The organism is Rhodococcus sp. (in: high G+C Gram-positive bacteria) (genome assembly GCF_049591685.1).
In the GTDB taxonomy this organism is placed as follows: Bacteria; Actinomycetota; Actinomycetes; order Mycobacteriales; family Mycobacteriaceae; genus Rhodococcoides.
Map to the genome: position 1 here is coordinate 16,499 of NZ_JBAWFH010000266.1, position 11,621 is coordinate 28,119.

Consider the following 11,621-nt stretch of genomic DNA (forward strand, 5'->3'; position numbering starts at 1 on the left):
GTGTGGGGATGAGCGGCGTAGGGAGAAAAGCGGGGCGCAAGCCGGCGTTCGCGGCACGCGATGTCGTATCGGCTGCCCTGGACGAGGGAATCGACGGCTTCACGATGTCCGGGGTGGCCACGCGCGTCGGCGTCGTCACCGCGGCGATCTACCGCCTGTTCAGCTCACGCGAGGAGATCGTCGTCGCCTGTCTCGACCACATCGCCGCGGGAATCCGGCTGCCTTCCGAGGGTGACGACTGGCAGGCAGTGTTGTGGCTCTGGGCCGATGAATGTTGGCGGATGTGCGAGGAGTTTCCCGGTCTCAGTCGCGTCGTCTACTCCTACGCGCCCGCCTTCACCCGAATCGAACACGTACTCAGCGAGTACGCCCGCTGCTTGGCGGTTCACGACAAGACCTCCAGGCAGGCGATGTTCGCGCTCGACTTCATCGGCGACACCGTCTTCGCGAGTCATCTCGGAGTGTCGGCATGGCGAACTGCCGACGACAACGGAAACACCGGCTTGGCACTGGTGAGAAAAGCTATCAGCGAGGATTCACTCGTCGAGCCGACAGAAGCATGGCTGAGCAGGGAGGTGCTCGACACCAAGATCGACTTCATCGTCTCCGGCCTGCACCACCGTTGGCCGGGAATCTGAGCCCTCCACACTGCGGTTCCTTATGTGAAAATGGTTGTCATGAAGACTCGGGGAAAGTACGCCACGAACAGCGCACGATGGATAGCAGCAGTCCTGGCGGCGGTCACAATGATCGGTGGTTGTGCAAGCAAGGTCGAGAATGGCAACGCAAGTCTGCCCGAAACTCGCACCGTCACACACGATTACGGGATGTCCGAAGTACCGGTCGATCCACAGCGCATCGTCGCTACCGACGAGACGGCCGCAATGGCACTGTTGGCGGTCGGGGTGGTGCCGGACGTCGTGTTCACCGGTTTCGGCTCACCCATCGGCGATGCCCTCCTGACGAGAGCCGGTGCAGAAGTCATCGACGTGCCGCCGGTCGGTTCCCCGCCGACAGAGGACGTCTTGACTGTCGGACCCGACCTGGTAGTCGGCAGCAATTACGGAGACGACACCTTGTATCGGGCCATCTCCGGCACAGTGCCCACGGTCCCGATGCCTTATCTCGCACCGTGGCAGGAATCGCTGGCCTTCGTCGCCGACATGTTCGACCGACACGAAGAGGCCGAAAGCCTCGAGGCCACATTGAACGAAAAGACCGAAGCTGTGCGGAAGATGGTCGGCGAGAGGTCGATGTCGCTGTCGGTACTGATGTACGCGTCGGACATTCTTGCGATCGCAACCGCGTCGGCACCGTCGTCTGTGCTCGCGAAATCGGTTGGGCTCGATGCACCCGAGTTACAGAAGGTCGATTCCGCCGAAGCTGCGTCCGGCCCATGGACAGCACTGTCGCCCGAGTTGATGGCCAGCCAAGACGCGGATGTCGTCGCGGTATTGGACGAAGGCGTGTACTCGGCAAACACGGTGAGGGGCACCAGTGGCTTCGACGAGGTCCTCGGTGATCATGCCGCCGACGTCAACGGCGACATGTGGACCGCGGCGCATCCCTTCGCAACGTACTGGATGTTGAAGGACCTGGAAGCGATCGTGGCCGATAACACGGACCGCATAGGAACCGAGGAAACGGCGCAGCAGCGCTACGACAGCTTCGTTTCGGAAGTGGGCTGAGTCGTTCGAACCGTATTCGGCCCTTGTCGGCGTTACCGTTGCCGGTGGTAGGGGGCCAGGGGTAACGGCAGTGCCGACGGCAGGAGTGCGCAGTGACGAGTACATCGGTGTCACCGGAAGAGGCGGGACGCGTCGCCGAGACCGAGAAAACAGCGCCGCGGGTTCTGACGCCCCCCGAGCACGGTCGCCTCTCGCAGGTTCCGCACATCGCCGGCCTGATCCTCGGCGTCTACGCCGTGCTGGTGCTTGTGTGGAGTATCTCCCCTGCGCTGCGCGGGGTGATTCACACTCCGCGCGAGTACGTCGACGACTACTACTTCGACGCACCGGACACCTCTTTGGCGTGGGCCCTCGTCGTGGGGCTGACGGCAGCGGCGTTGGCCAGTCGCAAGCGCATCGCCTGGTGGTTTCTCAACCTGTATCTCGTCCTCGTCGCGGTGACCAACCTGTCCGACGGACTCGGTGAGAACAATGTGAGCGCGTGGGTCGCCCTCGGCATCCATGTCGTGGTGATCGGCGTTCTCGTCGCGGCGCGCAAGGAGTTCTACACCCGGGTACGCCGTGGAGCGGGCCTGCGAGCCCTCGCAGTGCTGATCGTCGGGGCCGTCGTCGGCACGCTCGTCGGCTGGGGTTTGGTGGCCCTGTTCCCCGGCACCCTGCCCGAGAGCCAGACGTTCCTGTGGGCATTCAACCGCGTCACCGCGCTGGCGACGGTCGACAACGAGCAATTCGACGGCCGCCCAAACGGTTTCGTCAATACGCTGCTCGGACTGTTCGGTGCGCTGGCACTGCTGGCAGCGGTGGTCACACTGTTCCGTTCGCAGCGATCGTCCAACGCACTCACCGGCAGTGACGAATCGGCCCTGCGCGGCCTACTCGACAAGTGGGGCGCCGACGACTCGCTCGGCTACTTCGCAACCCGCCGCGACAAGGCGGTCGTGTTCGCACCGAGCGGCAAGGCTGCCGTGACCTACCGCGTCGAGGTGGGAGTGTGTTTGGCGAGCGGTGATCCGATCGGCAATTCGGAGGCATGGCCGCACGCCATCGATGCCTGGCTCGAACTGGCCGAGAAGTACGGGTGGACGCCGGCGGTGATGGGCGCCAGCGAGATCGGCGCGACCGCGTTCAAGCGGGCCGGGCTGGGCGTGCTCGAACTCGGCGACGAGGCGATCCTCCGCACGAAGACGTTCAACTTGAACGGGCGCGAGATGCGCCCCGTCCGGCAAGCCGTCAATCGGGCTCGCAAGGCAGGCATCACCGTCACCATCCGGCGGCACCGCGACATCCCCGCGCCCGAGATGGCCGAGATCATCGAATGCGCCGATGCGTGGCGGGACACCGAGACCGAACGCGGCTTCTCGATGGCTCTGGGCCGGCTCGGCGATCCGCTCGACGGCGACTGCCTACTGGTGCAGGCCCGTCAGGAAAACAAGACGGTGGCGGTGCTCTCCCTGGCCCCGTGGGGTCGCACCGGCGTGTCGTTGGATCTGATGCGCCGCGACCCGAAGTCGCCGAACGGAGTGATCGAGCTCCTCGTCACCGAATTGGCAACCGGTGCCGACCAATTCGGCGTCAGCAAGATCTCGCTGAACTTCGCGGTGTTCCGGTCGGTGTTCGAGGAGGGCAGCCGAATCGGCGCCGGACCGGTATTACGCATGTGGCGGTCGGTCCTCGTGTTCTTCTCGCGATGGTGGCAGCTCGAGGCGCTGTATCGCTCCAACCTCAAGTACCAGCCGGACTGGGAGCCACGGTACCTGTGCTTCGCCGACAATCGCGAGCTCCCCAAGGTCGGCATCGCGTCCGCCATCGCGGAGGGATTCCTGACGCTTCCCAGTTTCCGGCGCGCGCGCAAACACACCGGCAGCCACGTTGCGGTCCCCGCGGCACTCGCCGATAGCGACGAGATCCACCCCGACGGCAGTGGTCCCGCGCCTACCTCGGACGACGAGGAACCGCAGAAGGGTCCGAGGCGTCCCGACCAGGTACGCGTACGCATTTCGAAGCTCGAGCGCCTGGGTGAGCAGGGTATCGAGGGTTACCCGGTGGCCTATCCCCCGACGCATTCCGTCGCCGAAGCACTCGCCGCGCCGCAGGGAACGACGGTGCGTATCGCGGGCCGGCTGTTGCGTATCCGCAACTACGGCGGCGTCTCGTTCGCGGTGGTGCGCGACTGGACCGACGACATTCAGGTGCTCTTCGACCGCGAACGCGTCGGCGACCGGCTCGACGCTTTCGGCGCCGACTTCGACCTCGGCGATCTGATCGAGGTGTCCGGCATGATCGGGACGAGCAAGAAGGGCGAGTTCTCCTTGCTCGCAACGGATTGGCGTATGAACGCGAAGTGTCTGCACCCGCTCCCCGACAAGTGGAAGGGGCTGACCGACCCCGAGTCGCGAGTGCGGCAGCGGTACGTCGACCTCGCCATCAACCGCAGCGCCCGCGACCTCATGATCGCGCGCAGCAACGTCGTCAAATCGCTCCGCGACTCGTTGTCCGACCGTGGCTACATGGAAGTCGAGACGCCGATTTTGCAGCAGGTACACGGCGGAGCGAATGCTGCACCCTTCGTCACCCACATCAACGCCTACAACCTCGACCTGTATCTGCGTATCGCGCCCGAGCTGTACCTGAAGCGGTTGTGTGTCGGCGGCATGGACAAGGTATTCGAAATCGGTCGCGTGTTCCGCAACGAAGGCGCCGACTTCAAGCACAACCCGGAGTTCACGATTCTCGAGGCATACGAGGCGCACAGCGACTACGAGCGCGCAATGGTGTTGTGCCGAGAGCTGATTCAAAAAGCCGCAGTTGCCGCGCACGGTCGCGAGATCGTCCTGCGGCCCGACGGCCCCAACGGTGAAATGATCGAGATCGACATTTCCGGCGAATGGCCCGTCAAGACGCTGCACGGCGCCGTCGCAGAGAAGCTCGGCGTGCACGTCGCGCCCGACACCTCCCTCGCCGAGCTGCAACGCCTGTGCGACGAGAACGACGTTCCGTACGAAAAAAACTGGGATGCAGGGGCGGTGGCGCAGGGAATGTACGAGCACCTCGTCGAGGACTACACCGCGTTCCCGACCTTCTACAAGGACTTTCCCACGTCGATGTCGCCACTCACGCGGCCGCACCGATCCATTCCGGGCGTCGCCGAGAAGTGGGACCTGGTCGCCTGGGGCGTCGAACTCGGCACGGCGTACAGCGAGCTGACGGACCCCGTCGACCAACGGCAGCGTCTCACCGAGCAGTCCCTCCTCGCGGCGGGCGGCGACGAGGAAGCAATGTCGCTCGACGAGGATTTCCTGCAGGCACTGGAGTACGGGATGCCGCCGACCGGCGGGCTCGGCATGGGCGTCGACCGCGTCGTCATGCTCATCACCGGAGGTAGCATCCGGGAGACATTGGCGTTCCCGCTGGCCAAGCCTCGGCAGTAGCGCGAATGTTTCACATGAAACATTTCAGGCCCGGACGGATGGTCACCGTCGCCGGATTGCAGACGCATGTTCTCGTGTCCGGAGCCGGCCCGACGGTCGTCCTGTGCGGTGGCCTGGGCAGCAACTGGTTCGACTGGGACGACTGCGCACGCATTCTGTCGGCCTTCCATACCGTTGTCGTGTTCGATCGCCCCGGCTTCGGCGCGAGCGACCCGTACCCCACCGGCCAGGCGTGCTGGGGCGGCACGGATGAGACGCCCAATGTAATGGCCGAGACACCGAGCGTGATGGGCGAGGCGGATCGCATCCTCGGGGTTCTCGACGCCCTCGACCTGTTGGAGCCCGCGGTGATCGTCGGGCACTCGATTGCCGGTTTCTACGCCGAGGCGTTCGCCCGCGTGCACCCGCACCGGACAGCGGGACTGCTGCTGCTCGACTCGAGCGCCGAGCGTGACCCGTGGAGGCTCGTGCCGCGACGGATCCGCGTCGGGTTCGCGTTGTCGCTGGCCGAACTACTGACGCGCAGCGGACTGCAGAACCTGCTCGGCCCCACCGCTCGACGGGTGCTCAACCACTCCATCCCACCCGACGGCATCCCGATCGAGACGTACGACGCGATCGCGACCATCTACCGAACGCCGTCCTACCTCAGGGCAGCCCTCGTCGAGAACTTCGTCTACCCGGACATGGCCGCGGAGCTCAACGCAATCCGGCGGCGCACCACAGTGTCGGCACCGGTGACCGTCGCTGCCGCCCACACTGGAAGGCCGACCCCGTGGGCGCGCGCCTGGTTGGCCAAACAGCAGCGTCTGGCCCACTACCTGAACGCCCGATTCACCGTCGTCGGCAACGCACATCACCACGCCATGATCGACCAACCCGCGGTCGTGTCAGCGCTGATCGGCGAAGTGGTGTCACACCACCGCAGCACAGACACGTAACGTGTCACCCGAGCCCGTAGCCCAAGACCCGAGCCGCTGCTCGGCGATGGCACGGTAGCCACGAGAGGAACGAAGAAGAAGATGGGTGCGATCAGCGCAACGCAGGGCAAGCAGTCGAAAATTCTCGGCTTGGGTGTCTACCGACCCGAGCGAATCGTCACCAACGACGAAATTTGCGAAACCATCGACTCGAGCGACGAGTGGATTCAGACGCGATCGGGTATCAAGAATCGCCGGTTCGCCGATCCCGAAGACAATGTCGTGCAGATGTCCATCAAGGCAGGCCGCAAAGCCCTCGAGGCCAGTGGCATCTCGGCCGAACAGATCGACACCGTCATCGTTGCCACCTCGACACATCTGGAACTGACGCCTCAGGCTGCCGCGAAGGTAGCGCACGGGCTCGGCACGAAGGGCCCGGCCGCATTCGACATCTGCGCCGGCTGTGCAGGCTTCTGCTACGCCTTGGCCGTCGCGTCCGACCTGGTCAAGGCCGGGACAGCGCAGCACGTCCTCGTCATTGGCGCCGAGCAGCTATCACTCACCACCGACCCGTACGACCGCACGACGCGCTTCATCTTCGCCGACGGCGCAGGCGCAGTGGTCGTCGGTCAGAGCGACGAGACAGAGATCGGACCCGTCGTGTGGGGCTCGGACGGTTCGCAGTCCGACGCGATCGTGCAGACGACCGACTGGTACGAGTACATCACCACCGAGGGCATGGAACGGCCCTGGATCAAGATGAACGGCATCTCCGTCTTCCGCTGGGCCGCGTTCGAAATGGGCAAGGCAGCGCAGAAGGTGCTCGATGTTGCCGGCATGAAGGCCGACGAACTGCATGCATTCGTGCCGCACCAGGCCAACAGCCGCATCACCGAACTGCTGGCCAAGAGCCTGAACCTTCCGGACAGCACCGAGGTTGCCAACGACATCGCGGAAACCGGTAACACCTCCGCCGCGTCGATCCCTCTCGCCATGGAAGAACTGCTGCGCACCGGCAAGGCGAAAGCAGGCGACACCGCACTGCTGCTCGCCTTCGGTGCCGGCCTGTCGTACGCCGGCCAGGTCGTCAGGCTTCCGTCGCTGTAACTCGCTCTACCGTCGAAATCGAGGTTGTGTACCGGGTTCTCGCACAATCGGTGCACAACTTCGATCTCGACAGTGCGCCCAGCAATCGGGCCGACAATCGGGGCCGGACAATCGGGGGCGAACAGTAGGCTCGACACCATGCCGAAGCCACCGTTGCCCGAAGATGCCATCGCAATCCTGAAGAAGCCCAACCCGGCCGTCATGGCCGTCGTCCGGGCCGATGGCACTCCCATCACCGCCCCCACCTGGTACCTGTGGGAGGACGGCAAGATCGTGCTCAACTTCCAGGCGGATCGTAAGCGTCTCGAGCACATCAGGAACAACCCGAAGGTCTCGATCTCCGTCCTCGACGAGGCCAGCTGGTACACCCACGTCACCGTCCACGGCAGCATCACCCTGCAGGACGATCCCGATCTGGTCGACATCGACCGGATTTCGACCTTCTACACCGGCGATCCGTACCCGGTGCGCGACCAGGCACGCGTCACGGGTTATGTGGAGATCGACGCCTACGTCGGGTGGGGCAAGGTCGGCTGATCACGGCCGGACACTCTGCTCCGCCGTCGGCTGGGTCGTTCGCGCGCCGAGTGCCATCGCCGCGGCTGCGAGCAGGGCAAGCGCGATGACGAACAGTGCCATCGCGGTCCAGCCGAAATGCTGGAACACCACGCCCCCGAACCAGCCGACCACGCTCGAGCCTCCGTAGTAGAAGAGGTTGTACAGCGAGGTCGCCTGAGCTCGGCCCACCACGGCGCGCTGGCCGGTCCATCCCGACGCGATGGCGTGGGCTGCGAAGAATCCGACGGTGAGCACCACGAGCCCCACGAGGATCACGACGAGATTGCCGGCGATCGTCAGGGCGACACCGGCGATCATCACGGCCGTCGACCCTGCGAGTACACCGCTGCGCCCGTACTTCACCGCGAGCTGCCCGGCCACCCGTGAGGACACCGTGCCGCTGAGGTAGGCGACGAAGATGAGGCTGATCAGCGACTGCGGCAGGCCGAACGGTACGGCTTCGAGACGAAACCCGAGGAAGTTGTAGACGGTGACGAAGCCGCCCATCAGCAAGAACCCCTGTGCGTACAGCGCGAGCATGCCGGTGTCCCGCAGGTTCGCCCACAACCGCGTTCGCAATGAGGGCCCGTCGGCTGTGGTGCGCGTGAAGCGTCGGGGTTTCGGAGCCAACATCAGGAACGCTACTGCCGCGACCGCGGCGATGATCGACACCGTCAACGTGCCGATCTGCCAGTTCGTGTGGTCGGCGACCGGGCCTGCGACGATGCGTCCGAGCAGGCCGCCCAGCGTGGTGCCGGACACGTAAGTCGCCGCCGCGAGGGCCGTGTGCTCGCGATGCACTTCCTCGCTGAGGTAGGCGATCGCGATCGCGGGGAGTCCGCCGAGTGCAGCGCCTTCGAAGAACCGGACGGTCAACAGCATCGGTAGCGACGAGGCCAGCGGGACTAGCAGGCCGAGCACCGTCGCGACGACGATCGATGCGCTCATCGCTCGCACGCGGCCGATGCGGTCGGCCACGACCGACCACGGCAGCACCGAGACCGCGACGCCGACCGTCGCGAAACCCACCGCGAGCGAGGACTGCGACGGAGTGACGTCGAGGCCGGCAGAGATCAGCGGAAGAATGCCCTGCACCGAGTACAGCTGCGCGAACGTGGCGATGCCGGCGAACAGCAGCGCTGCCACGAGGCGCTTGTACTCACGAGAGCCCCGAAGATGACCTTCCCACGTCGCGGCCTGTGTCGTCGTCACTCCCACGACGTTAGGACGGGAAACGATCTGGGTCCAATGCATGAAGCCTCAGCTTCCGATACGTTGACGACATGATTCGCGACGGGGCCCGCAACGTGTTGCCCCTCCTTCCGACGCTGCTCGCCGTAGCCGAGACCGAGCACATGACCAAGGCAGCGCACCTGCTCGATGTCCCACAGCCGACCGTCAGTCGTCAGATCGCCCGGGCGTCGGCCGTGCTGGGTGTCGATGTGATCGAACGTCATGGCCGCGGAATCACGCTCAGTGCGGCCGGGCGAATCCTCGTGCCGTACCTGCAACGGGCCGTGGCCGAACTCGAAGCCGGGCTCGACGCGATGAGCGAGCACGACGCGCGTACCCGCGGACGCATCTCCGTCAGCTTCCAGAACACCCTCGGCGAGGACATCGTGCCCGCCCTGATCAAGAAGTTCCGCAACGAATACCCGGCGGTCACCTTCGAGCTGGACCAGGGCGCTCGCGCGCGGTGCCTCGACCGCTTGGACGACGGGCACGCCGACCTCGCCTTCGTCGCGCTCAGCACCGAACACACCGACGCCAACTCGTTCCAGCTCTACGACGAGCGGCTCGTCCTCGTCGTTCCCGCCGACCATCGTCTCGCCGGAGCCCGATCGGTGGACCTCGCCGACACCGCGGAGGAAAGCTACATCGCGATGGGCCACGGCTTCGGCATGCGTTCGATCTGCGACGAGCTCTGGGCCGGTGCCGGAGTCACCCCGGACATCGCCTTCGAGGGTCAGGACACTCACACCCTGCGTGGCTTGGTCGGCGCAGGCCTCGGAGTCAGCATCCTCCCGCGGCTGCGCGGCCACGGACCCGAAACGATCGAGGTGCGCATCGCGGACCGCGGCGCGCGGCGTCGAATCGGCATGGTGTGGGCGCAGCGGCAACCACCGAGCCAGGTGCAGGCGTTTCGGAGGATGGTCCTGCGCAGCGGCCGAGGACTCGTGTTCAGGCCGCACGGCTGAGCGGGCCCCGTGGCTGGGTGGGCCCGCGGCTCTGTAGGTCGGCAGCTGGGTGGGTCCGTGGTTAGCTGAGTCGGTGCAGCTCATTTTGGTACGCCACGCTCTTCCGAGACGGTCCGATGACTCTGCCGATCCCCCGCTCGCCGAACTGGGCAACCAACAGGCCGAGCGCGTTCCCGACGCCACCGCGCGATTCGGCATCACCCGGACGGTGTCCAGCATCCAGTTGCGAGCAGTGCAGACCGGGGCGGTGTTGGCTGCGAAGCTCGGGACGACCCTCGAGACGGACGATCGTATTGCCGAGTACGACCGCGACTTCGCCGGCTACATCCCCATCGAGGACGCACGCACCGAGTTCGCCGACGCCTACGAGCGCATCAAGGCCGGTCATCTGCCCGAGCAAGTCGACGAAGAGGCGTTCCGCGCCCGAGTACTGGACGGTATCGCCGCCGCAACGGACGGTGTGGAGCACACCGATTCTGTCGTCGTCTTCGCGCACGGCGGGGTCGTCAACATCGTGCTGCAGGACATCCTGAAGACCCCCACGGTCCTCGGTTTCCCGATCGACTACTGCTCGCTAACCCGAATCCTGTACTCGCGCAACGGTAAGCGATCCGTGGCGTCCGTCAACGAAGCTCAACACGTGTGGGATCTGCTTCCGCGAAACCGCAGGTAGTCAAGAGGACACGTAGTCAAGAGGACACAGGGTCAAGAGAACACAGGGTCAAGAGAACACAGGGGCGTCAGCCTCGATATCGGATCGATTCACCTGGGCATCGGCAGAGCGGACAGCGGGACAGACGCCGATGTACCTCAGCGCACCGCCCTGTAGTTCTATACCCATGACTGCGACGCTGCGGTGGCGGCACTGGCCCGGAAGCGGGCGCAACCGTCGACCAGCCACCGGAGGACATGCCGTGGGGCGAACGCGTCGCTCACCTGCGGGATCGAAGACGGAAACGTCCTGCACGTCGGTCGGCGCTGAATCCTCATAAACCTCTTAAAATTGCTGGTCAACCCACGTTTTCGGCGGTTTTCAGCTGTTCCGGCCGGTCCGAGTGGTCGGAGCGGCTCCACCAGCGGGTTAGCCTCGATTCACTATGGGCAAATCTCGCATCCTCCGGCAACCGACCGCTGCGCTTCTCGCCATCGCCTTTCCGCTGGTAGCGGCAGGGGCTTTTGCGCTGGGGGCCGGGTACGACCTGAGCCCGGCGACGAGCGACGTCGCGGCGAGCGACGCAGCTGCGGCAGCGCAGCCGGCTGCAACCGGTGACCCGCTCACCGCATCTCGGAAGAATTTGCAGGAAGCCGGGCTTCCGCTGAGCTTCCTCTCCGGCGGTGTCTCGCAGCTGACCGACGGCGGTAACCAGCTCAACGACGGCGTCGTGCAGCTCGCCGATGGCATCACCCAAGCTCACGACGGCACCATCCAGCTGGCAGACGGGTTTGTTCAGTACCGCGCCGGCATCGGGCAGCTCGGCGACGGGGCCGCACAGATCAGCGGCGGTGTCGACGAACTCGTCGACCGACTCTCCGGGTTCGGCGCCCAGCAATCCGAGTTCACCTCGAAGCTCGAAGCAGCCGCCCAGCAGGTCGACCGCTTCCCCCACCCGGGATCCGACGCCATCTCCGGTCAGATCCGCACCGTCATCGACACCCTCAACACACAGGGCTTCGGGCCGTCGACCCTCGATCAGCTGCAGACGCTGAAGGGCGGTGCGCGTC

Annotated in this window: 9 protein-coding genes and 1 pseudogene; 9 read left to right on the top strand and 1 reads right to left on the bottom strand. The window is 65.3% G+C overall.

Annotated features, from left to right (window positions below):
- Positions 1 to 8: 8 nt before the first annotated feature.
- From WBQ44_RS11310 to WBQ44_RS11335, 6 genes are all read left to right on the top strand, one after another.
- Entirely contained in the window at positions 9 to 638 is a 630-nt protein-coding gene (locus WBQ44_RS11310) for a TetR/AcrR family transcriptional regulator (RefSeq protein WP_495566783.1), read from the top strand.
- A 189-nt stretch (positions 639 to 827) separates the two neighbouring features.
- Positions 828 to 1,688, top strand: a complete 861-nt coding sequence (locus tag WBQ44_RS11315; RefSeq protein ID WP_495566784.1) for an ABC transporter substrate-binding protein — start codon at positions 828 to 830, stop codon at positions 1,686 to 1,688.
- A gap of 164 nt (positions 1,689 to 1,852) precedes the next feature.
- Complete coding sequence (gene lysX / locus WBQ44_RS11320; RefSeq protein ID WP_495566791.1) at positions 1,853 to 5,116, top strand: bifunctional lysylphosphatidylglycerol synthetase/lysine--tRNA ligase LysX; 3,264 nt, start codon at positions 1,853 to 1,855, stop codon at positions 5,114 to 5,116.
- Between the two features lie 5 nt (positions 5,117 to 5,121).
- The gene (locus tag WBQ44_RS11325) at positions 5,122 to 6,057 is read left to right on the top strand and encodes an alpha/beta fold hydrolase (RefSeq protein WP_495566785.1); all 936 of its coding nucleotides are present in this window, start codon (positions 5,122 to 5,124) and stop codon (positions 6,055 to 6,057) included.
- Positions 6,058 to 6,138: 81 nt separating this feature from the next.
- Entirely contained in the window at positions 6,139 to 7,143 is a 1,005-nt protein-coding gene (locus tag WBQ44_RS11330) for a beta-ketoacyl-ACP synthase III (protein WP_495566786.1), read from the top strand.
- Between the two features lie 138 nt (positions 7,144 to 7,281).
- A complete protein-coding gene (locus WBQ44_RS11335; protein WP_495566787.1) occupies positions 7,282 to 7,680 on the top strand; it encodes a TIGR03618 family F420-dependent PPOX class oxidoreductase in 399 nt (132 codons plus the stop codon).
- Here WBQ44_RS11335 and WBQ44_RS11340 read toward each other — a convergent pair whose 3' ends face one another.
- Positions 7,681 to 8,955 (bottom strand): MFS transporter, encoded by a 1,275-nt coding sequence (locus WBQ44_RS11340; RefSeq protein WP_495566788.1) that lies wholly within the window; start codon positions 8,953 to 8,955, stop codon positions 7,681 to 7,683.
- Between the two features lie 29 nt (positions 8,956 to 8,984).
- On the opposite strand from WBQ44_RS11340, the gene WBQ44_RS11345 reads away from it, so the two are divergent.
- The 3 genes and pseudogenes from WBQ44_RS11345 to WBQ44_RS11355 form a co-directional block, all read left to right on the top strand.
- Entirely contained in the window at positions 8,985 to 9,899 is a 915-nt protein-coding gene (locus WBQ44_RS11345; RefSeq protein WP_495566789.1) for a LysR family transcriptional regulator, read from the top strand.
- A gap of 73 nt (positions 9,900 to 9,972) precedes the next feature.
- Entirely contained in the window at positions 9,973 to 10,572 is a 600-nt protein-coding gene (locus tag WBQ44_RS11350) for a histidine phosphatase family protein (protein WP_495566790.1), read from the top strand.
- Positions 10,573 to 10,996: 424 nt separating this feature from the next.
- Positions 10,997 to 11,621, top strand: a pseudogene (locus WBQ44_RS11355) (phage infection protein); the annotation flags it as partial.